Source organism: Burkholderia cepacia (genome assembly GCF_001039005.1).
GTDB classification, from domain to species: domain Bacteria; phylum Pseudomonadota; class Gammaproteobacteria; order Burkholderiales; family Burkholderiaceae; genus Burkholderia; species Burkholderia theae.
The window spans coordinates 98,886-123,932 of sequence record NZ_LDWR01000029.1; the positions used below are offsets into that span (position 1 = coordinate 98,886).

Annotated in this window: 24 protein-coding genes; 19 read left to right on the forward strand and 5 right to left on the reverse strand. The window is 67.3% G+C overall.

What is annotated here, in order from left to right; all coding sequences use genetic code 11:
* Nucleotides 1-113: 113 nt before the first annotated feature.
* On the reverse strand, nucleotides 114-1,445 hold the full coding sequence (locus tag VL15_RS17910) for a substrate-binding domain-containing protein (RefSeq protein ID WP_048247314.1): 1,332 nt from the start codon (nucleotides 1,443-1,445) through the stop codon (nucleotides 114-116).
* A gap of 642 nt (nucleotides 1,446-2,087) precedes the next feature.
* Between VL15_RS17910 and gspF the strand changes: the two genes are divergently transcribed.
* Entirely contained in the window at nucleotides 2,088-3,305 is a 1,218-nt protein-coding gene (gspF, locus tag VL15_RS17915; protein WP_048247316.1) for a type II secretion system inner membrane protein GspF, read from the forward strand.
* 8 nt (nucleotides 3,306-3,313) lie between these two features.
* Here gspF and VL15_RS17920 read toward each other — a convergent pair whose 3' ends face one another.
* A complete protein-coding gene (locus VL15_RS17920) occupies nucleotides 3,314-3,760 on the reverse strand; it encodes a type II secretion system protein N (RefSeq protein WP_048247318.1) in 447 nt (148 codons plus the stop codon).
* Between the two features lie 64 nt (nucleotides 3,761-3,824).
* Between VL15_RS17920 and gspG the strand changes: the two genes are divergently transcribed.
* The 8 genes from gspG to VL15_RS17960 all read left to right on the forward strand — a co-directional run bounded on the left by gspG (nucleotide 3,825) and on the right by VL15_RS17960 (nucleotide 9,720).
* Nucleotides 3,825-4,304 (forward strand): type II secretion system major pseudopilin GspG, encoded by a 480-nt coding sequence (gene gspG, locus VL15_RS17925; RefSeq protein ID WP_048247549.1) that lies wholly within the window; start codon nucleotides 3,825-3,827, stop codon nucleotides 4,302-4,304.
* Nucleotides 4,305-4,308: 4 nt separating this feature from the next.
* On the forward strand, nucleotides 4,309-4,812 hold the full coding sequence (locus VL15_RS17930) for a GspH/FimT family pseudopilin (protein ID WP_048247320.1): 504 nt from the start codon (nucleotides 4,309-4,311) through the stop codon (nucleotides 4,810-4,812).
* A gap of 28 nt (nucleotides 4,813-4,840) precedes the next feature.
* A complete protein-coding gene (gspL, locus tag VL15_RS17935; RefSeq protein ID WP_048247322.1) occupies nucleotides 4,841-6,250 on the forward strand; it encodes a type II secretion system protein GspL in 1,410 nt (469 codons plus the stop codon).
* On the forward strand, nucleotides 6,214-6,726 hold the full coding sequence (gene gspM, locus VL15_RS17940) for a type II secretion system protein GspM (protein ID WP_048247324.1): 513 nt from the start codon (nucleotides 6,214-6,216) through the stop codon (nucleotides 6,724-6,726). Before gspL ends, gspM begins: the two co-directional genes overlap by 37 nt.
* Before the next feature lie 164 nt (nucleotides 6,727-6,890).
* A complete protein-coding gene (locus tag VL15_RS17945; RefSeq protein WP_048247327.1) occupies nucleotides 6,891-7,637 on the forward strand; it encodes a secretin and TonB N-terminal domain-containing protein in 747 nt (248 codons plus the stop codon).
* A gap of 6 nt (nucleotides 7,638-7,643) precedes the next feature.
* On the forward strand, nucleotides 7,644-8,195 hold the full coding sequence (locus VL15_RS17950) for an RNA polymerase sigma factor (RefSeq protein WP_048247329.1): 552 nt from the start codon (nucleotides 7,644-7,646) through the stop codon (nucleotides 8,193-8,195).
* 11 nt (nucleotides 8,196-8,206) lie between these two features.
* A complete protein-coding gene (locus tag VL15_RS17955) occupies nucleotides 8,207-9,202 on the forward strand; it encodes a FecR family protein (RefSeq protein WP_048247331.1) in 996 nt (331 codons plus the stop codon).
* 257 nt (nucleotides 9,203-9,459) lie between these two features.
* Nucleotides 9,460-9,720 carry a FecR/PupR family sigma factor regulator gene (locus VL15_RS17960; protein WP_226800344.1) on the forward strand — a complete coding sequence of 87 codons (261 nt, stop codon included), beginning with the start codon at nucleotides 9,460-9,462 and terminating at the stop codon, nucleotides 9,718-9,720.
* Between the two features lie 214 nt (nucleotides 9,721-9,934).
* Here the strand turns inward: VL15_RS17960 and VL15_RS17965 are convergent, their stop codons facing one another.
* Complete coding sequence (locus VL15_RS17965) at nucleotides 9,935-10,759, reverse strand: hypothetical protein (protein WP_048247551.1); 825 nt, start codon at nucleotides 10,757-10,759, stop codon at nucleotides 9,935-9,937.
* A gap of 164 nt (nucleotides 10,760-10,923) precedes the next feature.
* On the opposite strand from VL15_RS17965, the gene VL15_RS17970 reads away from it, so the two are divergent.
* The gene (locus tag VL15_RS17970) at nucleotides 10,924-12,573 is read left to right on the forward strand and encodes a type II toxin-antitoxin system Phd/YefM family antitoxin (protein WP_048247335.1); all 1,650 of its coding nucleotides are present in this window, start codon (nucleotides 10,924-10,926) and stop codon (nucleotides 12,571-12,573) included.
* Nucleotides 12,574-12,884: 311 nt separating this feature from the next.
* On the opposite strand, the gene gspK is transcribed toward VL15_RS17970, so the two are convergent.
* Both gspK and VL15_RS17980 read right to left on the reverse strand, forming a co-directional pair.
* Complete coding sequence (gspK, locus tag VL15_RS17975) at nucleotides 12,885-13,880, reverse strand: type II secretion system minor pseudopilin GspK (protein ID WP_048247337.1); 996 nt, start codon at nucleotides 13,878-13,880, stop codon at nucleotides 12,885-12,887.
* Between the two features lie 33 nt (nucleotides 13,881-13,913).
* Nucleotides 13,914-14,480, reverse strand: a complete 567-nt coding sequence (locus tag VL15_RS17980; protein WP_048247339.1) for a hypothetical protein — start codon at nucleotides 14,478-14,480, stop codon at nucleotides 13,914-13,916.
* A gap of 804 nt (nucleotides 14,481-15,284) precedes the next feature.
* Between VL15_RS17980 and VL15_RS17985 the strand changes: the two genes are divergently transcribed.
* The 9 genes from VL15_RS17985 (at nucleotide 15,285) to VL15_RS18025 (ending at nucleotide 25,002) form a co-directional block, all read left to right on the forward strand.
* Nucleotides 15,285-16,928, forward strand: coding sequence for a ShlB/FhaC/HecB family hemolysin secretion/activation protein (locus VL15_RS17985; RefSeq protein WP_230684478.1), 1,644 nt, complete (start codon nucleotides 15,285-15,287; stop codon nucleotides 16,926-16,928).
* A 67-nt stretch (nucleotides 16,929-16,995) separates the two neighbouring features.
* Nucleotides 16,996-18,801 carry a DUF2341 domain-containing protein gene (locus VL15_RS17990; protein WP_048247555.1) on the forward strand — a complete coding sequence of 602 codons (1,806 nt, stop codon included), beginning with the start codon at nucleotides 16,996-16,998 and terminating at the stop codon, nucleotides 18,799-18,801.
* A 28-nt stretch (nucleotides 18,802-18,829) separates the two neighbouring features.
* A complete protein-coding gene (locus VL15_RS17995) occupies nucleotides 18,830-19,237 on the forward strand; it encodes an ExbD/TolR family protein (protein WP_048247341.1) in 408 nt (135 codons plus the stop codon).
* 8 nt (nucleotides 19,238-19,245) lie between these two features.
* Nucleotides 19,246-19,944: a TonB family protein gene (locus tag VL15_RS18000; protein ID WP_053077670.1), complete on the forward strand. Its 699-nt coding sequence runs from the start codon at nucleotides 19,246-19,248 to the stop codon at nucleotides 19,942-19,944.
* A 101-nt stretch (nucleotides 19,945-20,045) separates the two neighbouring features.
* Nucleotides 20,046-21,860 (forward strand): putative porin, encoded by a 1,815-nt coding sequence (locus VL15_RS18005; protein ID WP_048247345.1) that lies wholly within the window; start codon nucleotides 20,046-20,048, stop codon nucleotides 21,858-21,860.
* Between the two features lie 12 nt (nucleotides 21,861-21,872).
* The gene (locus VL15_RS18010; RefSeq protein ID WP_048247347.1) at nucleotides 21,873-22,556 is read left to right on the forward strand and encodes a hypothetical protein; all 684 of its coding nucleotides are present in this window, start codon (nucleotides 21,873-21,875) and stop codon (nucleotides 22,554-22,556) included.
* 58 nt (nucleotides 22,557-22,614) lie between these two features.
* Complete coding sequence (locus VL15_RS18015; protein ID WP_048247349.1) at nucleotides 22,615-23,208, forward strand: YbjN domain-containing protein; 594 nt, start codon at nucleotides 22,615-22,617, stop codon at nucleotides 23,206-23,208.
* Nucleotides 23,209-23,290: 82 nt separating this feature from the next.
* Nucleotides 23,291-24,178, forward strand: coding sequence for a peptidylprolyl isomerase (locus tag VL15_RS18020; RefSeq protein ID WP_048247557.1), 888 nt, complete (start codon nucleotides 23,291-23,293; stop codon nucleotides 24,176-24,178).
* Between the two features lie 8 nt (nucleotides 24,179-24,186).
* Entirely contained in the window at nucleotides 24,187-25,002 is an 816-nt protein-coding gene (locus VL15_RS18025) for a hypothetical protein (RefSeq protein ID WP_048247351.1), read from the forward strand.
* The last annotated feature ends 45 nt before the right edge of the window (nucleotides 25,003-25,047 follow it).

Genomic DNA, 25,047 nt, shown 5'->3' on the forward strand with positions numbered 1-25,047 from the left:
GAGGACATCGGTTCTGTCAGGAGGGGGCGCGCATAGTCGGTGGCTTGAAATAAAAAAACCGCCTCGATTGCTCGAGGCGGTTTATCAGGACGTTGATTCAGAAACGATCCAGCTTACCGGCCGGCGAAACCGCCTGCACCGCAGATGCTCGAATCGTTGATGTCGAGGAAGTTGTTGCTCGAGTTGCTCAGGAAGTTCGCCGAAATCGCGGTCTGGAAGCCCGACGGCACGGTATCGAACCCATTGCCATGAACGACCGAGGCGTAGCTTGCGTTCGTGTAGTGGTTGTTCAGGAAGTCGTGAACAGCCGTTGCTGCCGCGCCGTTGGCGTAGCACTGGCTCAGGATGATCTGGCTCGTGCCCGAGACCGGATAGCCGGATGCGGGGTTCGCCAGGGCCGTATAAGCAGCACCGGAAACCGGAACCCACTTGGTCGGATCGGCAGCGTCGTTACCAGACGGTGCGGAGATCGTACCCAGTGCCGTCGTCGCGTTCGCGTACGTCGGGGCGTAATACGCCTTGGCAACCGTGTTGTACAGGCTGGCGATCGGAAGCTGCAGCGCGCCCGACGACGTCACGACCGCGCTTTGCGACGCGAGGAACGTGTTCGTATAGTCCGGGCTCAGATACGCGACAGCGGCCGTGCCAGCCGACGACAGCGAAGCGAGCGAACCGCGAACGCCGCCGCTACCCGACGCAGCGATGAAGTTCGCCGGCACACCCGACGGGAACGCCGACGAGTTCGCGAACGTCAGCGAATCGACGAACTTGACACCCGACGCCGTGTTGGCGGTCGTACAGACTGCAGCGAGGTGGCGGGTCAGCAGTTCGGTCGTACCGCTGCCGTCCGCGCGATAGACAACCTTGATCGGCGTGTTCAGCGAGTAGTTGCCGCCTTCCGGATTGGCGACCTGATTCCAGTTCGTCAGTTTGCCCGAGAAGATGCCGCACAGATCATCATCGTTCAGCGCAATGCTGTGCGCCTGACCCGGCGTCGTTTGCGGCGTGATCGAGCTCGTCACGGCCGGGCCGTTGACGACCGGCACCGTGATCGCCGTCACGATGTACGGGATCTGGATCAGCGGACCGTTCGTGGTGCCGAGGCCCGTGTTGTTGTACGCAGTGACCTGAGCGGTCGTCAGCGCGGCATCGCTGTTGGCGAAGTTAACCGTGCCCGAGACACCCGAGCCGAAGAACGTCGGCTGGTTGTTCAGGAATGCGTTCTGGCCGGCACCCGAGCCGACCGAGTAGTACGTGAACGTGCCTTCGGACGTGCCGAACAGGCCGATTTCGCTGCTGGCGTTGCTGACCGAGCCGATCGTCGGCGCGACGAGCGACGAACCGCCACCTTGAATCAGCGGGCCTGCGGCCATCGCGAGCGATGCGCCCATGCCCGAAACGACGAGAGCCAGGACCTGACAGATCTTGCGCTTGCTGGATTTCATGAGAAATTTCCTTGGACGAAGATAAACGGGAACCCCTGAAACAGCGGTTGGAATACTTGTGAACCGCCGGGTAAATGTAGGGGGAAATCCGTATGATGCGTGTGAATTTTTAATAACGAATGGTACGTAACATTTTTATCGATATCGTCAATGTGTTATCCGGATTGGCGGGGCAATAAATCGAGGTCGATTCACGGGATTGGCGATTCCCAGATGTTGGGAACTTGGTCGCGCACGGTGGCGGAGCCTTGTGCCTCGGTGCTGTTGGCGCAGGAGGCAGCGCTATCGCAACATCAAGTCAGTTTCGTGGCGAATGCTACGGAACATTTCTTCCAGAAACGGATGGGGCGTCCTGGGGAGATATTCCTGAAATTGACCGGATGGTTTTGATAAGCGGGCATCACTTTATGATTGCGAGATGGTTAATGCTTGAATAATTGATGGTGTCGATCAAGATGAAATCGTTTCCCCGATATAAGAATAACGACCAAAAGTAATAAGACCGGAAAAGAACAAAAAAGGTAGCCCAACATCCGTCACAAATTTGCGCCGGTTCGCTCCTTAGTCTTCCCCGGCGACTCCGTCCGGCGCGTTGCGCGACGTCGTCGGAAAAAGTCCTATGCGTGACACGAGGGCACAGACATGTCGGCATTCCGCTACGAAGCGATCGATCCCACCGGCCGCACGCTGAAAGGCGTGCTCGAAGCCGACAGCGCGCGCGCCGGGCGCAGCCATCTGCGCACGCAGGGGCTCACGCCGCTCGTCGTCGAATTGGCCGCGCAACGCCTGCATGGCGCGCGCCAACAACGTCTGTCGTTCGGCCGCAAACTGTCGCAGCGCGAGCAGGCGATCCTCACGCGCCAGCTCGCGAGCCTGCTGGTCGCGGGGCTGCCGCTCGACGAAGCGCTGTCGGTGCTGAGCGAGCAGGCCGAGCGCGAATACCTGCGCGAGCTGATGGCGTCGATCCGCGCGGAAGTCGTCGGCGGCCACTCGTTCGCGAATGCGCTCGGCCAGCATCCGCGCGATTTTCCGGAGATCTACCGCGCGCTCGTGGCGGCCGGCGAGCACACGGGCAAGCTCGGCATCGTGCTGTCGCGTCTCGCGGACTACATCGAGCAGAGCAACGCGCTGAAGCAGAAGATCCTGCTGGCGTTCACGTATCCGGGCATCGTCACGCTGATCGCGTTCGGCATCGTCACGTTCCTGCTGAGCTACGTGGTGCCGCAGGTGGCGAACGTGTTCACCAGCACGAAGCAGCAGTTGCCGACCCTGACGGTGATGATGATGGCGTTGTCCGACTTCGTGCGGCACTGGTGGTGGGCGTCGTTCCTGGCGACGATCGCGATCGTCTTCGCGATCCGCAAGGTGCTGTCGCGGGAAGGGCCGCGGCTCAGGTTCGATCACTGGCTGCTGACCGCGCCGCTCGCGGGCAAGCTCGTGCGCGGCTACAACACGGTGCGCTTCGCCAGCACGCTGGGCATCCTGACCGCGGCCGGCGTGCCGATCCTGCGCGCGTTGCAGGCGGCCGGCGAGACGCTGTCGAACCGCGCAATGAGCGCGAACGTCGACGATGCGATCGTGCGCGTCCGTGAAGGCTCGGCATTGTCGCGCGCGCTGGCCCACACGAAGACGTTCCCGCCGGTGCTCGTGCACCTGATCCGCTCGGGCGAGGCGACCGGCGACGTGACGACGATGCTCGATCGCGCGTCCGAAGGCGAATCGCGCGAGCTCGAACGCCGCACGATGTTCCTGACGAGCCTGCTCGAACCGCTGCTGATCCTGGCGATGGGCGGCGTGGTGCTCGTGATCGTCCTCGCGGTGATGATGCCGATCATTGAGTTGAACAACATGGTGCAGTGACGCGCGGCTCAGCGCACGAACGCATTCGCCTTCTGTACGGCGGGCAGCGCGATCTCGCGTTGCAGGCCGTTGCGGTCGACGACGATCGAGCGCGCGCGCACCTCGGCGAGCTTCGCGGCTTCGCCGATCGCCGAGCCGATGCGCACGACGCGCGCGGCTTCGCCGCCGACGCTGACGATCGCGGCCGCGCGGCGTGCGTCGAACGCGAGCACGCCGAGCAACTGGATTGCATCGCGGCCGTCGTCGGGTTTGGCACCGAAAAGCTGCGCGCTGGCCGTGACGTCGAACGGCGCGGGCGGTGCGGTACGGGCGGGTGCCGGCGCATCGGGCGCATTCAGCAGGCGCGCGGCCCATATCGATATGGCGACGAGCGCGGTGCCGGCGACAAGGGTCGCGACGAGCGGCAGGAGGTCGACGCGGGACGGAACGGTGCGGAGCAGGGCGAGCGGTTTCATGGCGACGGATCGGTTCGATGAACAGGGAACGGTTTCCATTCTTTGACGCAAGGGTGAATGCATGATGACGACGCACGACGAAGCGCGAACATCGCACGCAAGACCGGCGCATGAACATGCACGCCGCCGCATGCAACGCGGCTTCACGCTGATCGAGATCATGGTGGTCGTCGCGATCCTCGGGATTCTCGCGGCGCTGATCGTGCCGAAGATCATGAGCCGCCCCGACGAGGCACGGCGCATCGCCGCGAAGCAGGACATCGGCACGATGATGCAGTCGCTGAACCTGTATCGCCTCGACAACGGCCGTTATCCGTCGCAGGAGCAGGGGCTCGCTTCGCTGATCCAGAAGCCGACCACCGATCCGGTGCCGAACAACTGGAAGGACGGCGGTTATCTGGAGCGGTTGCCGAAGGATCCGTGGGGCAACGCGTATCAATACCTGAACCCGGGCGCGCACGGCGCGATCGACGTGTTCAGCTACGGCGCGGACGGCAAGCCGGGCGGCGAGGGGAACGATGCGGACATCGGCTCGTGGCAGTAACGGCATGACGATCGCGCACGTCAGGAAACGTCGCCCGCTCGCGGCCCGGAGCGCTGCCGGCTTCACGCTGCTGGAGATGCTCGTCGTGCTCGTGATCGTCGGGCTGCTGGTCGCGGTCGTGACGCTCGCGCCGTCGCGCAATCGCCGCACGGATCTGGCCGAGGAAGCGCAGCGGCTCGCGAACCTGCTCGAATCGGCCGGCGACGAAGCGCAGGTGCGCTCGATGCCGATCGCGTGGCAGCCGGTGGGCGGCGGCTACCGGTTCGTGCAGCGCACGGAAAGCGGCACGTGGGCGCCGATGACGGACGACCTGTATCGCGCGCGCCGCTGGGGCACCGAGGTGACGGGCGTGTCGGTGCGTTATACGGGCGGCGGTGAAACGCCGTCGCGTATCGTGCTCGGCAGCGAAAGCATCGACGTGCCGGTGACGATCACGCTGTGGTCCGGCGACGTGCGGATGGCCGTGGTCGGTACGGGCATCGGCAACTTCATCGTCCGTCGGCCATGAGCGGCGCGCACAGCGCCCGGGAGGCGCGATGTCGAGCCTGATCGTGCTGCTGCCGTCGATCGGCACGTTCGATGCGGAAAACTGGCAAGCAGTCGCGATGCCGTACGCGCTGTTCGACCGGCGCGGGCAGTTCGTCCGTGCGGGACGAGTGCATCGCGATGCGTGGCCGAAGGCCGCATCGACGGTGCTCGTGCTTGCCGCGCGCGATACGTTGCTCGTCGACGTGACCCTGCCGCCGGTGACGGGCACGAAGCTGCGGCGCGTGCTGCCGCATGCGGTCGAGGAATATCTGATCGGCGATGCGCAGCAGAGTCACGTCGCCGTCGGACCGGCCGCGAGCGGCAATGCGGCGCGATCCGTGGCGGTTGTCGATCGCAAGCGGTTCGGCGAAATGATCGACTGGTTCGACACGGCCGGCCACCGGCGCGTGCGTGCGGTGCCGTTGATTCATTGCATGGCGATGAGCGGCGGCGAACCCGCGGATGGAGGAAGGCAGGGCGATACGCTGCCAACGATCGCGGAAGACACAGCGCCCGCACTTGCAAAGCCGGATAGCGACGCCAATGAAGCGGCGGCGCCCCTGCGCCGCGAAGCCGATGTGCTGATCGTCTGCCCGCCCGAGCCGTACGCTATCGCAAGCGAAACGACCTTCGACCCGGCGCGGCTCGAACTGGCTGTCAAACGCGGAACGTCGGGGTTCGGCCTTGAAACGCGCGCATCGGCGCTGGACGTCACGATTGCCGAGTTGTCGAAACACGAATCCGTTCGGGTGCGCGTGCTGGTCGTTGACACTCGTGACGATGTCGAAAGCAGCGCTGCAACAGCATCGGACATGCTCGAACGAGCGGCCGGGCATTTGGCGATACCGCTCGTCGCATGCAAGTTGCCATGGGAAGGGCTCGCACGCAGCGCGCTTGCTTGCCCGTTCGACCTCTGTCAGTTCGAATTCGCACGCAAGACGCGCACCGACAGTGGTGGAGCGCGTCGCTGGCGCGTGCCCGCCGGTCTGGCGCTTGCGTCGGCCGTCGTCGCGATCGCGACGATCAACGTGCAGTGGTTCCAGCTGCGTCATCGCCAGGATGCGTTGAATGCGCAACTGACTGCCAGCGTGAAAGCGGCTTTCCCCGACACGACGGTGATGCTCGATCCGCCGATGCAAATGCGGACCGGGCTCGAACGCCTGCGCACCGCGGCCGGCGAGCTACGTGCAAACGATTACCTGGTGCTGTCGGCATCGTTGTCGCGTGCGCTTGGCCCGATCCCGTCCGATGCGATCGCGACGCTCGACTATCGCGACGGCGCGCTGGCGGTCGCATTCCGTCCCGGCACCGCCGTCGATGGCGACGGATTCCGCCAGCGCCTGCAGGCGCAGGGCGTGACGGCCAACGAGGAGGATGCGAAATGGATGCTCGGCTCCACGCGGCCCGCGCCGCGCTGACGCAGTGGCTCGACGGCCGTTCGCCGCGCGAGCGCGTGCTGCTGGCGGGCGGCGGCGCGTTGTTGTTCGCGGCACTGGTCTACAACGTGATGTGGGAGCCCGCATACACGGGCCGCACCAGGATCGCGGCACACCTGCCCGCATTGCAGATGCAGGTGGCCGAAGCCGGCGGCCAACTCGCGGAGGCACGGCGGCTGCGTGCGGCCGCCGCGATCCGGCCGCCTGCCGGTGCTGCGCTGCGGGACGCGCTTGCCGCGTCGCTCGTGCAGGCCGGCATCGCGAAGGCGCAAGTCGCGGTGCTGGGCGAAGGCATCCAGGTGGACGCAAAGGGCGCGTCGTTTTCCGCATGGATGGACTGGCTCGACCGCATGCGCCACACGCACCACGTTCGTGTCGTGAGCGCTCACGCGAGCGCGGACGGCAAGCCCGGCGTGACGTCCGTTTCGGCGCTGCTGCAGCCGCAGACGGTCCGTTGAATGCGTGCTTCATGAAAGCCGAGGAAGTATTGAGTCGCTTCGCTGCACGGTTCACCTGACTGTCATAGTGCCCGCTCACAATCTGTCGTTCGTTTGCCACGGAACCGCTCACGGGGGTGCGCGTTTCGCCGGCAACGTGCAACTCCACTTCCGTCCAGGGATTCATGACTCGTTCACGGGCGCCGACCGGTGTCCTGGCGCTCGTTGCGTGGCTCGCGTTCGTCGTGCTGTGCATGCGCGGCGTGCAGGCACAGGAGACCGGTTCCATCGGCCGCCAGCCGGGCAGCGTGGTGCGTTTCGATCTGCCCGCGCAGCCGCTCGCGAAGACCTTGCAGGACTTCGCGCGGATCACCGAGCTGATCGTACTGGCGCCGGCGCCGCTGCTCGACGGGCGCACGAGTGCGCCGGTCCAGGGCGAATTCGCGCCGCGCGACGCGCTCGAGCGGATGCTGGCCGGAACGGGGTTGCGTGCGGAATTCTCGCGTCCGGACGAAGCGATCATCGTCGCGCAGCCGGCTGTCGAGATGGCGCCCGCCACGGCCGACACGCCGGCGGATGCGGCCTTGCCGATCGACGGGATCGGCGATTCCGGAGACCGGCACGCGTTCGCGGGCCTGCTGCAGGCGCATCTGATCGATGTGTTGTGCGCGCAGCCTGCGGCGGTACCGGGCAGCTATCGACTCGTCGCGCAGGTGCGCATCGACAACAGGGGGGCGGTGGTGGCGGTCAACATGGTGGCATCGAGCGGCTCGGCCGCCCGCGACGCGGCGGTGATGCGCGCGCTGCGTGCGTTGAAGCTGGACGATGCGCCGCCGGCGGACCTGCCGCAGCCGGTCACGATCCTGCTGCGACCGGCCGGCAACGGCGTGCATTTCCGTTGTCCGGCACCGCAGCCGGCCGTTCGGGGCTAGGCCGCCATGTCCGACAGCAACCGCACCGGGCTCAGGAAGCTGCTGGCGACGCGCTACGCGTACCTCGTCAGGCGCCTCGAGCGCGTGACGGGGTCGAAGGACGGCGCCGCCGACGCGCTGCATGAAACGTGGCTGCGCCTCGAGAACGCGAACGTCTCCACGCAGGTGACGAATGCGGACGCTTATATACTCGGGATGGCGAACAATGTCGCGATCGACCAGCACCGCCGCGAACGGCGGCATCTGCACGACGACGATGTCGAGACGCTGCTCGAGATGCCCGACGAACTGGCCGACCCCGAGCGCATCGTCGCGGCGCGCCGCAAGGTCGAGACGCTGAAGGATGTGCTGCGCGGCCTGCCGCCGCGGCGCCGCGCGATCCTGCTGGCCGCCCGCGTCGACGGCCTGCTGAACCGCGAGATCGCCGAGCATTTCGGCATTTCGCTGCGGCTGGTCGAAAGCGAGCTGAGCGCGGCAATGAAGTACTGCCTGCAGCGCATGCAGGAAGAAGACGGTGATTCGTACACGGGTGCGCGAGGCGGCCCGCGTAAATTTTGAGCATCCGGACGATGACGAAAGCCCAGGCCGAACCTGCCCACGACGAACTCGACGAAGCGAGTGCGTGGCTGTTGCGTCTGCGCTCGGGGGACGCGAGCCAGGCCGAAGCCGATGCGTTCGAGCGCTGGTGCGCCGATCGTCCGCAAGCCGCCGATCTGCTGCGCGACACCTGGAGCTCGCTGCGCACGGCTGCGACCGAACTCGCGCACGAGGAGCGCGCGGCCGCTGCCTGGGCAAACGTTGCAAAGCGCGAGCGCACGATGCGCACCGGGCGGCGCGCGTTCATCGGTTTCGCGGTCGCGGCCGGCGGGTCGTGGCTCGCGCTGCGCCCGCCGATGCAGTTGTGGCCGTCGCTCGGCGATCTCGCGGCCGATTACCACACGGGCACCGGCGAGCAGCGCAGCGTCGCGCTGTCGTCGCGCGTGACGGTGGAACTGAATACGCAGACGCGTCTCGACGTGTTGGCCGCGAGCGATGCCGCGCACGGCGTCGAAGTCGTCGCGGGCGAAGCGGAGATCGACGCGGCCGCACCGCCGGCCGACCGCGCGACGCCGATCCAGCCCGTTACCGTGGTCGCGGGCGGCGGCCGCATGCTGGCGAGCGTCGCGCGCTTCAACGTGCGGCGCACGGGTTCGCAGGTGTGCGTGACCTGCCTGTCTGGCACGGTCGCGCTCGAGCATCCGCGCGGCGCGCGCACGCTGAAGGCCGACGATCAGGTCGTCTACGACGATCGCGGCGTGCAGCCGGTGGCGCGGATCGATCCGGGCGCGGTCAGCGCATGGCGGCGCGGCATGTTGGTATTCAACGGCGTGCCGCTCGCGGACGTCGTCGACGAGATCAACCGCTATCGGCGCGGCAAGGTGATCCTGCGCAGCGCGTCGCTCGGCACGAACCGGATGCAGGCGCAGTTCCCGATCACGCGGCTCGACGACGTGATCGACATGGTCGGCCGCCTGTATGGCGCGCACATCACGCGCCTGCCCGGCAATATCGTGCTGCTGAGCTGACCGGCTTCCCGCGCTTAACTTCCCCGTCTTCCTTCTGTCGGCGATTCATTCGCTTCCTTTCCGGCTGTCCGCGCACTGCGGGTTACGGCCGTCCGATACGACTTGATCAATGAGGGCCGGCAAACGCCGGGCTGTCTGTCATGGCGGCCCGGTGGAGCGTCGTCGGACCCGAGGCGTGGGTGGCAAGCGCCCCGGCCGCGCAGCGATGTGCGGTGCGGGGGATGTGTGTCGATGGAGCTTCGGGCGGTGGCGTGATCATGAACGAATCGCAACGGGATGCGGATTCCGGCGACGCGAACACGCGCGCCGACGCGATCCGCGAGGGCGCGGTGCGCTGGCTGCTGTGGCTGCGCGCCGGCGACACGACGGAACAGGAACTCGACGCTTTCGCACGCTGGCGCGCGCTGAGCGACGAGCATGCGCGCACGGTCCGCGAGCTGATCTGGATGTGGGCCGTGCTGGAGACGGTCGGCCGCCAGGAGCCGGGTGAGCCGGGCGGGTCGACGCGCACGCATTGATACGGCAAGGCGGTGTCGCAAGAAAGTCTGCGGGTTAGGCGCGCTCGCTTCGACCTTGTATATGAGAGAACGAGGGGGCCGTGAAGAGGGGCCGTAGAGCGGGACCGGGGGGCGGCTTGGCCCCCGGATCACCGCTGACGCGGCGGGGCGGCGTGCGGCGAGGTGTTGCCGGCCGAGCCCCGGATACCCGGATTCACGCGTCGGGATTCAGGATTCAGGATGGCGCCCCGTGCTGCAGGCCGGCGCGTGCGCCGCTCCACGCGGCGTCGAGCGGATCGCCGGCGTCGCGCAGCGGCTCGCGCAGAAACGGAAAGCGTTCGACGAACGGTGCGGATTCTTGCAAGGCCACGATATGGTTGACCATCCATTGCAGCAGATCGCCGCCGTGCCGGACCTGTTCCGCGCGCCAGTCCGGCATCGTCGAGAAGAGTGCCGAGAAGCCGCTCCAGCGCGACGGACGATCGTTGTCGCCGGGCCGGAAATAGGTGTTCATCGCGACGTCGTGCGCGTCGGTCAGCGTGCCGACGAACAACCCGTGCGTCGTCGGCACGCCGATCTGCTGCCAGCCTTCCGCGAGTGCCAGAGAGCGCATCACGCGCGCCGCGACGAACGCGATGCGCGTTTCATGTTCGATTTCCGCGAGCGACATCACGCCGTTGCGCTGCATGCAGCGCGCGACCGCGTGCGGCCGGATCGCGTTCGACGCGAAGCTGCACAGCACGAGGTCGGGCACTGTCAATTGCAGCTGAAATTCGCGCAGGCCGTGCTCGGCGCTCATCGTCGAGAAGTTGACGAACAACCCTTCGGCATGACCGAGCGCGCCGACGTACGGTTCGAGCCCGAGGCGCGCGAGCTTCGGCGCGATCTGGCGTTCGAGCAGACGCATCAGGTTGCGGCGGTTGCGCACGCCCGTGAAATCGTCGATGCCGCGCGTGACGATGTCGCTGATTTCCCAGCGGCGCTCGTCGGCGACGAGCCGCGGAGAGCCGCTCAGGTCGAACCGGGCGCGGCCGTGCGCCACGCGTGGATCTACGTACATGCCGGTGCCTCGTGCATCGATTGCGGGCGGACCGCCGCGACGGCGCGGCGTCGCGCGGATCGGGTCGCCCACGATGCTGCGGCGTCGAAAACGCTTCGTCAAGTGCGATTGCGCCGCGCCGCGGTCACGCGAGTGCAGCCGGACGAACAGTATGGAGTGAACAGATGATGCGCACGATCGTGGAACGCTTCGTCGAACAGAGCCCGATGACGATCATGACGCGGCTCGTGCTGCAATGCGCGCTGCATGACGACTGGATCGACAGCGCGGCCGAAGCCGACGAAGAACCCGACGACGAGTCGATCCGCGAGACGCTGTTCGCGCTGGCGGTCGACGCGATCGCGGCGCTTGCCGCGCGGACGCAGACGCCGCAGGCGGTGGCCGGAAGCGCGCTGTCCGCGTCCGGCGCCGCCGTGGCCGCGCTTCACGACGGCATGAGCCGGTGGCGGGCAGGCTGGGGGCGCGCGCTCGTCAGGGACAGCGTCGACCTGCTGTTGCCCGTCGCGACGGCGCGGGCCGACGAACGTGCGCGCGCGCTCGGCGGGATGCGGCTGCGCGTGCTGGACGGCGCGGGCGACGGTTGCGCAACCGGTGCCGGCTGTGGGTGCGGCCGTGCCTGCGACGACCCGGCACGCGATGCGGCGATCGGCCTGACCGGCGCACGCGTGCTGCCGGTCTACGATCCGGATCTCGCGATGATCGTCGATCTGCTGCCGGTCGAACGCGGCCGCTCGCATGAACGGGCGTTCGTCGGCGCGCTGCTGGAAACGGTGAGGCCCGGCGAGCTGTGGATCGTTGATGGCCGTTTCGATACCGATGCGATCGTGTCGGGCTGGCCGCGCCGCGGCGGCGCGTTCGTGCTTCGCGACTATGGCAACCCGGCGGCATGCCGGCCGCTCGGCGGCTGGCGCGATGCCGGTCGGCTCGATACCGGGTACCTCCGCGAGCAGGCCGTCGGCATCGCGGGCGACGGCAACGTGGCCGGTACGCTCAGGCGGATCGAATGGCGCGATCACACGCTCGACGGCAGTCCGGGTACGACGATCGCGGTGCTGACGAACCTGCCGGTCGAACAGTTCGACGCGTGCCAGGTCATGCAGTTGTCGCGCCGTCGCTGGCGCGACGCGCTGCCGTTGCCGCTCGCCCCCGTGCTCGGCGCCACGCTGTTCGGCGGCGTGCCCGCGCGTGCGTCGTTGCTCGCGAGCGGCATCGCGGCATTCGCGTACAACGCGTTCAGCGTGATGACGCGTGTCGTCGTCGGTGCGCTCGGCCTTGACGAACGCGACGCGGAACGCGTGCCGGTGCATATCGCCGACAGTGTCGCGGCAACCTATGCGGGGATGATGATCGCGCTGCCGCCGGGCTGGTGGCGGCGCTACGATCAGCTACCGGCGACGACGCTCGGCCAGATCGTGCGAATGCTTGCCGTGCACGTCGATCCGCGCAGCGAGCGGCGCAAGCGTCGCGACAACCGGCTGTCCGCGAAGTCGCAGGCACTGCTGCGCGCGGCGACGCTCGAACACCTGCTGCACGACGACGGCGGCGATCCGGCCGCGAACGTGTTCAGCCTGCGCACGATCGCGATGGCGACGCGCGACTTCAGCAGCAATCCGTCGAAGGCGTTGCGGCATGCGGGCGAAGCACTCGTGATGGTCACGAAGTACAACCGGCCGATCGCGCTGCTCGTGTCGATCGACGACTGGAACCGGCTGCTGGGCGAAGTGCGTGAGACGAATCTCACGCGGCTGTCGTTCGACTGCGCGGCGGCGCAGGGCGTACGTTCCGTCGCGTTGAGCGAATCGTCGCTGAACTAGCCTGCGGTCCGCGCTGGCCAGGGCCTGTTCACGCTAATAACGGGCTTGCGCTGGTCACCAGAAGGGCCGAGCGCAAGGAATGCGACGAAGCGAATACTCGACGTATTCGCAAGGAGCATGACGCAGCGATCGGCCCTTCTGGTGGCCAGCCCCACGAATGATTTTTTCCAAACAGGGGAACGTGCCTTGCCGGCCGCATTGCGGCGTCGCGCGTCGCTTGTTTGGCTCGGCCAAACGGCGCTCCTTGCTTCTTGCACTGCAGCCGGCAAGGCACGTTCGCAAGCCCGTTATTAGCGTGAACAGGCCCTGGTTCAACTCGTGAGCCGATGGACCCAGATCACCGACGTCCACGTGAAATTGCCGCTGCCGTAGCGCGCGATCAGCGTGTCGACGCGCGCATTGATGCGTGCCGAATGCACGCGGCAATGCACGAGGAAATAGATGCTGTTGACGCCGACGGTCGATCCGTCCGGCAGTGTCGGATTGCCGCCGCGCGCGGGCAGCAGGTATTCGGCGATGTCGCCGGTGCTGACGAAGTACGCGGTGCCGCGCCGGTTGACCAGCCGCTTGGCCTGGCTGGGCGACAGGGTCGGAATCGCGGCGACCAGCACGGGCTCGGCCGCGGTATTGGCGTTGACGGTGGTCAGGTCCGGCAGGATCGTCGCGAACGGCGCCAGCGTGTCGATCGCATGCGCGTCGTAGCCGGGGATGCGCGCGAGATCGTCGATGGAAACGAGTTGCAGCGGCCAGCCGTCGGGGCCGTTCGTGTCGCGCAGCGAGCGCAGCATGTAGTCGGTCGTCAACTGCGCGAGCGCGGGATCGAGCGATAGCTGACCGAGCAGCCGCCGGTACGCCAGCACGCCTTCGCCATTGGCCTGCCACGGCTTGCCGGGCGCGACGCGCGACACGAGGTTCGTCAGGTTGAAGCGGGCCTGCGCATCCTCGACATGGCCGGAAATCCACGCACGCGACAGCTCCGCGTTGACGGCCGCGGCGTCGGGCGGCAGCAGGTCCGCGAGCTGCACGTCGGCGGCCGGCGACGACCACGGCTGGCCGACGAACGTGACGTTCGACGTCGCGCTCTGCGCGCGCAGCGTCGCACGCGCCCATTCGACCGCCGCGCGCTCGACCCACATCGTCTGCGTCGCGAGCCGCTGGTTCTCCACGTCGCGCGTCGCGACCTGCTGGCGCCACAGCACGCTTGCCGCGAGCGTGGCAGCCAGCGCGACGACGAGCAGCACCGTCACGATCGCGATACCGCGTTCGCGCGGCGCTCGCGCGTTCCCGAATCTTCCGTCTCGATGCATTCGCTTGGCTCCCGCAATGGCGCGCGACGGCGCTCAGTCGACGAACGCCAGCCACGCGTGTGCGATGCTCGCATGCGCAGATGACGTGACGCCGAACATCGCGGTGAGCCCGGCCACCCAGAACGCGAGCGTCGCGGCATGCGTGCCGTCGGCGCTCACCGCGAGCGGGCCGACCAGCGACGCGATCGAATGCGAGCGCCACAGCAGCAGCACGAACAGCGCGCAGCCGACCGCCATCGCGACGAAGAACAGGTAAAGCGCGACCGTCGAGCGCCGCGTGAACGGCGTGCGGTGATGCCGCTGGTTCGCCGCGACGATCGCGGCGCCGTTCGCGACCGGCACGATCGCCATCGCGAGCATCCAGAACAGCGGCTGATCGCTCGACGCGTTGATCAGCAGCAGCGTGCCGATCGTCCAGATCGGCGGCGCGAGCAACGTGAGCACGACCCACGACACCAGATGCCAGGCCAGCCAGGGCGCGCGCCAGCGCAACGGGCGCCGCGCCGCGGCGAAGGCGGCGGACGACCGCCGGCCGGCGGTCGCGGCTTCGCCGGACAGGCGCCCGGCGAGCCACCGTACGAACATCGTGGCGAATGACATGGAGGAATCCTGGCGTTGACGTGTTTGGTTTTTACCCAATAGCTAGGACGAAGCGAGCGGCCACAAACCGCAGGATTTCGCATGACCGGGACGTTTCCTGCGGCGCCGCATCACGAAGGCGGTGCGCGGAAACGGTCTCGCACGCATCTCGTGAATATCTTCAGTGGAATGTCACAAAAACTTCCCGGTTGAAACCTGAGGATTGTCGTGCCGCACGAAAGGGCAACGCGCCAGGCGCGTCGCCTTCGGAGCGGCAACACGTTTGCCGGCGATCGCGCACGAGCGCGACGTCCACGAGCCTTGACGGCCATGGCGGACGAAACGCACACGAAACGGGGGCCACGCACATTCCTGCGCAACGTCCCGCGCGATTCGCGCGGGCTGTCGTTGCGCGCGCATTGCAGGCCGCACGCTGGCGGCCGTGTCTCGCTTCGGGCGTCGCGTCGGACGGCCCGCAAAAAAAGTTTGCGGCAATGCGCGCCCGGTTCCGTCTAGGTAGGTGAGAGCGGCGATTCGAGCGCCGCACACGATCGTCGTTGCCGACCGACGCAGCAGTGCCGCTGCGTCGCCAGGTGGCCGATCGTGACGATGCGCGCCGGAGGTTGCGGGTTTTCCGGATTCGCTTCGTCCTTTCCGGTAGATGCGTCGAGCGCACCGGGTACGGGAATCGGGAAAAGCATCGAGCAAATCATGCTAAGGATGACGAATAAATCGTCATCAAAGTGAAACAGGCATTTGATAGCGGAGCAAGCGACTGGCGCGGTGCGCTTCGTTGCGATCCGGAACAACAAAGGGGAATGGCGCATGCCGCCGAGAGTAGACCGCAAGTCACGCGAACGATGGCGGCTGAAGTGCCGATGCCTGGCCGGCGCCGTGCTGGTCGGAGGGCTGGGCCTCGCGCCGGGCATTCATGCGCAGGAAGCCGCACCGGCCGCGAAGACTGCTCCGCAGACGTTCGACGTGAATGCCTTCGTGGTGCGCGGCAACACGACGTTGCCGACGCTCGAGATCGAGAAGGCCGTGTATCCGTTCGAAGGGCCGGGCCGCACGCTCGCCGACGTGAATGCGGCACGCGACGCATTGCAGAAGGCGTACCAGGAGCGCGGCTACCAGTCGGTCGTCGTCGAGCTGCCGCAGCAGCAGGTGAAGAACGGCGTGATCCTGCTGCAGGTGGTCGAGGCGAAGGTCGGCCGGTTGCGCGTCGACGGCGCGCAATACAACTCGCCGCAGAACATCCGCGATGCGGTGCCCGCGCTGGCCGAAGGCCAGGTGCCCGATTTCAACCAGGCGCAGCAGCAGCTCACCGACCTGAACCGCTCCGCGGACCGCCAGGTGATCCCGGTGCTCAAGCCGGGCGCGATGCCGCAGACGGTCGACGTCGACCTGAAGGTCGACGATCACAGCCCGCTGCACGGCACGCTCGAACTGAACAACGACAACAGCCCCGGCACGTCGACGCTGCGCACCAGCGCGAGCCTCAGCTACTCGAATCTGTGGCAGCTCGGCCACGTGATTTCCGGCACCTATGTGCTCGCGCCGCAGCATCCGAACGACGCGCGTGTCTACGCGTTCTCGTATCTCGCGCCGATCAAGGATTCGCGCTGGAGCTTCCTCGCGACGGTCGTGCACTCGGACAGCAACGTCGCGTCGGTCGGCAATACCAACGTGCTCGGCAAGGGCACGACGTTTGGCTTCACCGCGATCTATTCGCTGCCGGCGTCGGAAACCTACGCGCATTCGGTCAGCGTCGAGATCGACCGCAAGCATTACGACGAGAACGTGTCGCAGCCGGGCCAGGGAGTCTCGACGGCGCCGCTCACCTACGTGCCGGTGACGCTGTCGTACAACGGCCAGCTGAGCCTGAAGAACTCGCAGACGTCGTTCTCCGCGTCGATGACGACGAACATCCGCGGCCTCGGCAGCGACTGGGGCGCATGGGACAACAAGCGCTACAACGCGACGCCCGATTTCGTGTACGGCAAGTTCGACGTCAACCACACGCAGCGCTTCGCGAACGACATGCAGGCCAATGCGCACGTGAACGCGCAGATCTCGAACTCGCCGCTCGTGTCGAGCGAGCAGTTCGCCGCGGGCGGGATGAACAGCGTGCGCGGCTACATGCAGGCCGAGAACACGGCCGACAGCGGCGTGATCGCGTCGCTCGAAGTGCGCAGCCCGTCGCTCGCGAAGTGGCTCGGCGGCGCGGTCGGCAGCCGCCTGAACGAGTGGCGCTTCCACGCGTTCTTCGATGCCGCGCACCTGTGGCTGCTGAGCCCGCTGCCGGAGCAGACGTCGCGCTTCAACCTGATGAGCGTCGGCGTCGGCACACGGCTGCAGATCATGAAGTACGCGAGCGCGGATTTCGAGGCCGGGTGGCCGCTGAAGGCGGGCGTCTATACGCGGCAGTACAGCCCGCGGTTCGATTTCTACGTAAGGCTGGGGTTCTGACGGATTTTTTTTGACCGTGCCGGGGCGAAGCGACGAGCGCGGCGCCCGCACATTCGGGGAGTGGATCGTGAAGCGAGTCTTGTTTTTCCTGTTGGCGGTGATGCTCGGCGTGCTGCCCGGCATCGCGAACGCATGGTGGCAGAACGACTGGTCGTACCGGAAGGCGATCACGATCGACGCGAGCGCGAAGGGCGCGAATCTCGCCGAGTCGGCCGGCCGCGTGCCGTTGCTGATTCGCCTGCACTCGGGCAACTTCCAGTTCGACGGGCTGGCCGACAACGGCGCCGATATCCGCTTCGTCGCCGCCGACGACAAGACGCCGCTGAATTACCACGTCGAGCAATACGATCCGGTGCTCGGCGTCGCGCTGATCTGGGTCGACATTCCGAAGATGCCGGCCGGCGCCGCGGAGTCGATCTGGATGTACTACGGCAACAAGAAGGCACCGGACGGCAGCAAGCCGGCCGAGACCTTCGACGCCGACTACACGCTCGTCTACCACTTCAACGGCGCGGCGGGGGCGCCGCCGAAGGATATGACCGCGTACGGCAACAATGCGCAGAACGCATCGTTCCGCACGGTCGAGGACGGCATCGTCGGCAAGGGCGCACGGTTCGACGGCAGCGGGTCGTTGACGCTGCCGGCGAGCCCGTCGCTGAACCTGGCTGCCGGCGGCAGCTTCACGTTCAGCGCATGGGTGAAGCCGTCGGCGCTGGCGCCGAACACGCTGCTGTACAGCCGCCGCGACGGCGCGAACGCGCTGCTGATCGGCCTCGACAACGGCGTGCCGTTCGCGCAGGTCGACGGTGCCGCCAACAGCCCGGCGCCGGTGCGGACGCCGGCCGCCGCGCCGGTCGCCGCGAACCAGTGGACGTATCTGGCCGTCACGGCCGACGGCAAGAACCTGACCGTCTACGTGAACGGCAAGCAGGTCGCGCAGGTCGCGGCGACGCTGCCCGCGCTGAACGGCGTGGCGACGATCGGCGCGGATGCGGCCGGTGCGCCGGCCGGGCTGGCTGCCTACACGGGCGCGCTCGACGAACTGCGGTTGTCGAAGATCGCGCGCTCGCCGGCCGCGCTCGCCATCGATGCGCTCGCGCAGGGCTCGGAATCGAAGCTGGTCGCGTATGGCGCCGACGAGAAGCAGTCGGGCTTCGGCTTCGGTTACTTCGGCGTGATCGTGCAGTCGGTGACGGTCGACGCGTGGGTCGTGATCGCGATCCTGCTCGGCATGGCGGTCGTGTCGTGGGTTGTGATGTGGACGAAGGCGCGTTACGTCGGCACCGTCGACAAGGCGAACCTGTATTTCGTGCAGCGTTTTCGCGAAGTGGCCGGGCGTCACCTGGTCGGTCTCGCGCATGTCGACGAAGCGAGCGACGACGGCCGCCGGCTGTACCAGTCGTCGCTGTACCGGCTGTACAAGGCCGGCGTGCATGAAATCCACAGCCGCATGGACGGCAACGGCCGCACGGTGATCACGTCCGAATCGATCGAGGCGATCCGCGCGTCGATGGACGCGACGCTCGTGCGCGAGAACCAGCGGCTGTCGAAGTCGATGGTGCTGCTGACGATCGCGATTTCGGGCGGCCCGTTCCTCGGCCTGCTCGGCACGGTGGTCGGCGTGATGATCACGTTCGCGGCGATCGCGGCAGCCGGCGACGTGAACGTCAACGCGATCGCACCGGGTATCGCGGCCGCGCTGCTCGCGACGGTGACGGGCTTGTTCGTCGCGATTCCCGCGCTGTTTGGCTACAACTACCTGCTGATCCGCAACAAGAACGTGACCGCGAACATGCAGGTGTTCGTCGACGAATTCGTCACGCGCCTCGCCGAAGCGCATCGCACGCCCGATCACGCGGTGCTGGCCGACTGACCGCACTGAACGCACGCAGGAGATCACCATGCAGGTTCAGGACGACGACAAGCCGTACGACGACATCAACATCACGCCGATGCTCGACCTCGCGTACGTGCTGCTGATCATCTTCATCATCATGACGACCGCGTCGGTGCAGGGCATCAAGGTCGATCTGCCGAAAGCGAGCTCGTCCGCGAGTCTCGCGAAGCCGAAGACGAAGGCGATCACGGTCGCCGATTCGGGGCAGGTCTTCCTCGATGCGTACCCGGTGACGATGGACGAGCTCGAGAGCCGGCTGCGCACCGAGAAGGCGACCAATCCGGAATTCCCGATCGTGCTGAAGGGCGACGCGGCCGTGCAGTACCAGAAGGTCATGGACGTGCTCGACCTGCTGCGCCGCCTCGACCTGTCGCAAGTCGGTCTCGTGACCGGCAGGGCGAAGCAGGGCTAGGGCGCGCAATGGAAATGACCTACAACGGCGGCCCGCCGGACAAGGGCCCCGGCCGCTACGTGAAGCCCGTCGCGATCGCGCTCGTGCTCGCGGGTCTGGCCGCGCTGATCTGGCGTTTCGCGGGCGATACCGCGGGTGTGAAGCGCGTGAGCGCGCCGCAGGTGACGACGGTGATCCCGTTGCCGCCGCCACCGCCGCCGCCGAAACAGAAGCCGCCGCCCGAGAAGGTGAAGGAAGAGGTCAAGACGCCGATCGACCGGCCGACGATCGCGCCGAAACCGTCCGAGGCGCCGAAGCCGTCGGACAACCAGCCGAAGCAGATGACGATGAATGCCGATGCGCAGGCCGGCAGCGACAACTTCGGCATCGGCGCGGGCGACGGCTCCGGAATGATCGGCAGCGGCGGGGGCGGCAAGTTCGGCAATGCGAGCTACGCGCAATACATGGTGTACGTGCTGCAGCGCGCGATCGAGCAGGACAAGGGTGTGCAGGAGGCCGGCGGCGCGCGCTTCGCGGGCAACCTGAACCTGTGGATGGATCCGTCGGGGCGAATCACGAAGGTGACGATCGCGCAGTCGACCGGCGACGCGAAGATCGATGCAGCCGTGGTCGCGGCGGTCGAAGCGCTCGGCAAGGTCGACGAGGTGCCGCCGCCCGCGACCACGTATCCGGTACTCGTCAAGCTCCAGGGACGCAAGCCGGCATGACGACGCTGACGATGCGCACGCGAAACGACGAAAGAATCATGGGGCAGCGCCGTCGCGCGGTTGCTGCCGGAAAAGAAACGAAAATTGTTCGGAGTGCTTCGATGATTCACAAGATGAACGGACGGGGTGGGGTGCCCCGCAACGGCGCGCTGCCCGCGCGCCTGTCGCGCGTCGGCGCGGCGGTGCTGACGCTCGGGCTGACGTGCGCGTCCGCCGCGCACGGGCAGTCGCTCGAAGCGCAGGCGGCATCGGGGAAGGCCGCGCCGACGGAGAGCGTGGTGATCAACCTGATCAACCTGCTGGTCAAGCGCGGCGTGCTCACGCAGCAGAACGCGAACGAGCTGATCAGCGAGGCGCGCACGGAAGCCGTGCAGGCGAGGGCCTCGCGAGGGGCCGGCGCACCCGTGGTGGCCGGCGCCGGTGTGGTCAACCCGCCGACGCAGCCGGGCGACGTCGCGGTGCCGTACGTGCCGCAGCTCGTGCGCGACCAGATCCGTGACCAGGTGAAGCAGGAAGTGATCGCGCAGGCGAAGGCCGAGAACTGGGCGCAGCCGAACACGTTCCCCGACTGGGTGTCGCGCATCAAGCTCGACGGCGATCTGCGCGTGCGCGACGAATACCATTTCTACGGCAGCCGCAACGCGAACAACGTGACGAACTTCGCGGCGATCAACCAGGGCGGCGGGTTCGACATCAACCCGAACACCAACACGACGCAGTTGCCGACGCAGAACACCACGCAGAACCGCAACAACCTGCTGCGCTACCGCGCGCGGCTCGGCGTGACGGCGACGCTGTCCGACGACATGATCGCCGGCATCCAGCTCGCGAGCGGCAACGACAACGGGCCGGTGTCGACCACGTCGACCGCCGGCGGCGGCTTCGCGAAGAAGAACATCTGGCTGAACAAGGCGTTCTTCGCGTACAAGCCGACGTCGTGGCTGAACCTGACGGCCGGCCGCTTCGACAATCCGTTCTTCAAGTCGGACCTGGTGTTCTCCGACGACCTGATGATGGACGGGCTCGCCGCGAACCTGCGCCATGCGCTGCCGTGGAATCCCGACGTCACGTTGTTCGGCACGCTTGGCGTGTTCCCGATCCAGTACACGAGCGAGAACTTCCCGTCGAACAGCACCGACAAGGCCGGCAGCGACACGAAGTGGATGTTCGGCGCGCAGTTCGGCGCGGACTGGAAGATCGATGCGAAGAACCGGCTGCGCGGCGCGGTCGCGTACTACGACTTCCAGAACATGCGCGGCACGCTGTCGTCGCCGTGCGCGCTGTATCTCGGCGCGACGAGCTGCAACACCGACAACGAGGCGCCCGCGTTCATGCAGGGCGGCAACACACTGATCGCGCTGCGCAACATCGTGCAGAACCCGAACCTCGCGCCGGGGATGACGCCGCAGCCGCAGCTCTTCGGGCTCGCGTACAACTACCGGCTGCTCGACCTGAAGGCGCAGTGGGACACGGTGGTGGCCGATCGCTTCAAGCTGCGCCTGGACGGCGAATACGTGCGCAACCTCGCGTACAACGACAACAAGGCGTTCGCCGCGGCGTCGCTGCCGGTCAACAACTACGAATCGACGTCGGTGAACGCGACGCGCGCCGACTACCGCAGCGGGCCGAACGGCTTCCTCGCGAAGGCGACGATCGGCGAGCCGGAGCCGCGCGAGAAGGGCCAGTGGAACTTCTCGATCGCGTACAAGTACCTGCAGCCGGACGCCGTGCTCGATGCGTTCAACGATCCCGACTTCCATCTCGGCGGCACCAACGCGCGCGGCTACGTGCTCGGCGCCGCGTACGCGGTCGCACGCGACACGTGGGTGTCGGCCCGCTACCTGAGCTCGAAGGAAGTGTACGGGCCGCCGGTATCGATCGACGTGCTGCAGATCGAGCTCAATGCTCGCTTCTGACCGGAGCCGCGAATGAACACCACCTATCGCACGATGCTCTCGGCCGGCGTGGCCGGCGCGCTGCTGTTCGCGGCCGCCGGCGCGCACGCGCAGAGCATCGAGGACAAGCTGCGCAGCCAGTTGCGCTCGACCGTGCAGGAGCTGCGCCAGCTGCAGGACAACCAGGCGCAATTGCAGACCGACAAGGCGGCGGCCGAGAAGCAGCGCGACGATGCACTCGCGCAACTGAAGGCGTTGCAGGGGCAACTCGCGACGGCGCGCGGCGATTCGGGTGCCGAGGCGGCCGCGAAGCGCGCGCTCGCGCAGGAACGGGCGGGCCGGGAGCAGGACGCGAAGTCGCTGGCGAAATACAAGTCGTCCTACGAGGATCTGCTCGCCGTGTCGCGCGCTCGCGATGCGCAGCACACGCAACTGCAGAAGGATGTTGCCGCGCGTGACACGCAACTGAAAACCTGCCAGGCACACAATGCCGACCTGTATCGCGTGGGTCACGAGATTCTCGACGCGTACGAGCATGTCGGGTTTGGCACGCTGTTCTCGTCGCGGCAGCCGTTCGCGCAGTCGGCGCGCGTGAAGTACGACGATCTCGCGCAACGCTACGGCGATGCGCTGTATGCGGGCAAGTACGACCCGGCCACGCGTCCGGCCGTCGCGACGCCGGCTCCGGCGTCGGCCGCATCCGCGAATGCGCCGTGAACCTAGGGCCGGCGCAGGGCATCAACCGATCGATTCGATGAATACGGGGAAGACAGACATGCAAGACAAGCAACCGAACGCCGGCGACGAACGCGCGGCACACGATGCGCCGATCGAAGCGATCAGTGCCGACGGCCTTGCCGACGTGCTGCGCCGCGCGGGTTACCGCGTGACGGCAGCCGAGCAGAACGGCACGGTGCAACTGATGAGCGCAAGCCAGGGCATTGGTTTCGCGGTGCGCTTCGGCAACCCGGCCACCGCGCTCGCGCCGCAGGGCACCGACGCTGAAGCCGCCGCGCTGCCGTACATCGACTACACGCTGTCGTGCGTGCTGCAGGTGCAGGGTGAATTACCGACCGAACTTGTCGCGGACTGGAACCGGACCAAGCGCTTCGCGCGTCTCGCGAGCCATGGGCCGTTTCTCGCGCTGGAGATGGACGTGGTCGTCGCGGGCGGTGTGTCCGAGCGCTACCTGCGCTCGACGATCGAGCTGTGGGACCGGCTGATCCAGGAATTCCTGCTGCACCTGCGCAACCGTCCCGCGATGGCCGAGCAGGATGCGGCGCGTGCGGCGGCGAGCGAACCCGCCAGCGCATCGGTCGCTGGAGCGGCCACCGAAGCGGCCGGGATCGAGGCTGCCGCGCAGTCGTGATCGCCGTGAGCCGGATCGGCGCCGTGAGCGCCGGCCCCGGCGTCTGCATATCAAGAACAATCGAGAGGGCAGTCGAATGACGATGACGAAGATGAAGGTGCTGGCGATGGTTGCGGCCGGTCTCGTGCTGGGTGCGCCGCTCGTCGCGTACGCACAGGACGACGTGATCGCAAACGCCGCGCAGGCGTCGGTCACGCAGGCCGACATCGCGGGTCTGCTGAAGGCGGTGAGCCCGGAGGGGCGTGAACGCCTCGCGGCCGATCCCGCGGCGCTGGACCAGGTCGTGCGTTCGACGCTTGCACAGAAGGCCGTGCTGGCCGAAGCGAAATCGAAGGGCTGGGACAAGCAGGCCGAGGTGCAGGCGGCCGTCGAGCAGGCGCGGCGCGATATCGTCGCGCGCAGCTATCTGACGTCGGTGAACGCGCCGCCGGCCGACTATCCGTCGGACGCGGAGATCCAGTCCGCGTATGACGCGAACCGCGCCGCCTTCACCGCGCCGCGCGCGCTGCACGTCGCGCAAATCTATATCGCGGCGCCGCCGAACGCGGATGCCGCGACGCTCGACAAGGCGCGCAAGCAGGCGGCCGATCTCGCGAACCGCGCGCGCAGCGGCGATTTCGCGGCGCTTGCGAAAGCGAATTCGCAGGACAAGGCGAGCGCCGCGAACGGCGGTGATCTCGGTTTCGTGCCGGACGCGTTGATGGTGCCGGCCGTCCGGCAGGCGGCCGACGCGCTGAAGCCGGGCCAGGTCTCCGCGCCGATCCAGACGCCGGCCGGCTTTCATGTCGTGAAGCTGATCGACGTGCGCGCGGCCGCGCCGCGCCCGCTGGCCGACGTGAAGGAACAACTGCGCGCGATGCTGCGCGCGCAGCGCACGCAGCAGAATGCGCAAACGTATCTCGCGAAGCTGGCCGCGAATGCGCCGATCAACGAAGACGCGCTGAAGAAAGCGCTCGCGTCCGCCCGGTAGGCGCGCTCATGGCACCTGTCCGTTCGACGCCGCGCGTCGAGGCGCCCGACGCACGCACGCCGGGGCGCCGCCGCCCGGCCGCTGCCGCCGACCGTCCGCGTTTGCCGAAGGCGAACCCGTGGCCGGGCCGGCCCGGCGAATGGCCGACGCATTGCCCGCTGTGCTTCGGCGCGCTGGAGCCGTTGCCCGGTGCGGGCGGTTATGCGCGGCACCGGAGCACGCGGTGCTCCGCGCAGTGCGTGCTCACCACGCGCCAGTATCAGCCGGAGGAACTGACGATACGCGGCTCGCGCGACGTGCAGGTCGCGGCGCTGCATCGCGAGCGCTTCATCGCACATTGGCAGCGCCATTACACGCTGATGCGCCGCGTGTGGCCCGCGCTCACGATCGAGCGTTTCATCGCGGTGGTCGCATGCGTGGACGTCGCGGATCTCTGGTCGTACCGGATGTTGCGCGACGACGATCTCGCGGCCGTGCTGCTCGTGCTGGCCGGTTTCCTGCGCGTGCCGGATGCGCCGGACACCGATGCGCGGACGCCCACGGTGCGCTGGGCGAGATTCTGGTTCGACGCGAGCGTGCGCGATGTCGGTGATCTGTGGACGGCCGGCAACGACGCGCCGCCGCTGTTTCGCGTCGACTATCGGGAACCGCTCGTCACGCCGTATCCGACCGGCGCGCAGGTGCAGGCGTGGCAGCCGGTCGACGGCATGCGCGATGCGTGGGTGCGGCACGCCGATGCGGATGAGCCGGCCGTCGAAGCGACCGATCGCTCGGCATTCGCGCGTTTTCTGGCGCGTGCGCCGGTGTCGGGTACGAGCGTATGAGTGCGGCGGCGCAAACGCGATGGCGTTATCTCTGAAGGAGGCGCG

Excerpts from the sequence above, each read along its gene's own strand:
- VL15_RS17910 (WP_048247314.1), bottom strand. The coding sequence starts at position 1,445 with ATGAAATCCAGCAAGCGCAAGATCTGTCAGGTCCTGGCTCTCGTCGTT.
- gspF (WP_048247316.1), top strand. The coding sequence starts at position 2,088 with ATGTCGGCATTCCGCTACGAAGCGATCGATCCCACCGGCCGCACGCTG.
- VL15_RS17920 (WP_048247318.1), bottom strand. The coding sequence starts at position 3,760 with ATGAAACCGCTCGCCCTGCTCCGCACCGTTCCGTCCCGCGTCGACCTC.
- gspG (WP_048247549.1), top strand. The coding sequence starts at position 3,825 with ATGACGACGCACGACGAAGCGCGAACATCGCACGCAAGACCGGCGCAT.
- VL15_RS17930 (WP_048247320.1), top strand. The coding sequence starts at position 4,309 with ATGACGATCGCGCACGTCAGGAAACGTCGCCCGCTCGCGGCCCGGAGC.
- gspL (WP_048247322.1), top strand. The coding sequence starts at position 4,841 with ATGTCGAGCCTGATCGTGCTGCTGCCGTCGATCGGCACGTTCGATGCG.
- gspM (WP_048247324.1), top strand. The coding sequence starts at position 6,214 with ATGGATGCTCGGCTCCACGCGGCCCGCGCCGCGCTGACGCAGTGGCTC.
- VL15_RS17945 (WP_048247327.1), top strand. The coding sequence starts at position 6,891 with ATGACTCGTTCACGGGCGCCGACCGGTGTCCTGGCGCTCGTTGCGTGG.
- VL15_RS17950 (WP_048247329.1), top strand. The coding sequence starts at position 7,644 with ATGTCCGACAGCAACCGCACCGGGCTCAGGAAGCTGCTGGCGACGCGC.
- VL15_RS17955 (WP_048247331.1), top strand. The coding sequence starts at position 8,207 with ATGACGAAAGCCCAGGCCGAACCTGCCCACGACGAACTCGACGAAGCG.
- VL15_RS17960 (WP_226800344.1), top strand. The coding sequence starts at position 9,460 with ATGAACGAATCGCAACGGGATGCGGATTCCGGCGACGCGAACACGCGC.
- VL15_RS17965 (WP_048247551.1), bottom strand. The coding sequence starts at position 10,759 with ATGTACGTAGATCCACGCGTGGCGCACGGCCGCGCCCGGTTCGACCTG.
- VL15_RS17970 (WP_048247335.1), top strand. The coding sequence starts at position 10,924 with ATGATGCGCACGATCGTGGAACGCTTCGTCGAACAGAGCCCGATGACG.
- gspK (WP_048247337.1), bottom strand. The coding sequence starts at position 13,880 with ATGCATCGAGACGGAAGATTCGGGAACGCGCGAGCGCCGCGCGAACGC.
- VL15_RS17980 (WP_048247339.1), bottom strand. The coding sequence starts at position 14,480 with ATGTCATTCGCCACGATGTTCGTACGGTGGCTCGCCGGGCGCCTGTCC.
- VL15_RS17985 (WP_230684478.1), top strand. The coding sequence starts at position 15,285 with ATGCCGCCGAGAGTAGACCGCAAGTCACGCGAACGATGGCGGCTGAAG.
- VL15_RS17995 (WP_048247341.1), top strand. The coding sequence starts at position 18,830 with ATGCAGGTTCAGGACGACGACAAGCCGTACGACGACATCAACATCACG.
- VL15_RS18000 (WP_053077670.1), top strand. The coding sequence starts at position 19,246 with ATGGAAATGACCTACAACGGCGGCCCGCCGGACAAGGGCCCCGGCCGC.
- VL15_RS18005 (WP_048247345.1), top strand. The coding sequence starts at position 20,046 with ATGATTCACAAGATGAACGGACGGGGTGGGGTGCCCCGCAACGGCGCG.
- VL15_RS18010 (WP_048247347.1), top strand. The coding sequence starts at position 21,873 with ATGAACACCACCTATCGCACGATGCTCTCGGCCGGCGTGGCCGGCGCG.
- VL15_RS18015 (WP_048247349.1), top strand. The coding sequence starts at position 22,615 with ATGCAAGACAAGCAACCGAACGCCGGCGACGAACGCGCGGCACACGAT.
- VL15_RS18020 (WP_048247557.1), top strand. The coding sequence starts at position 23,291 with ATGACGAAGATGAAGGTGCTGGCGATGGTTGCGGCCGGTCTCGTGCTG.
- VL15_RS18025 (WP_048247351.1), top strand. The coding sequence starts at position 24,187 with ATGGCACCTGTCCGTTCGACGCCGCGCGTCGAGGCGCCCGACGCACGC.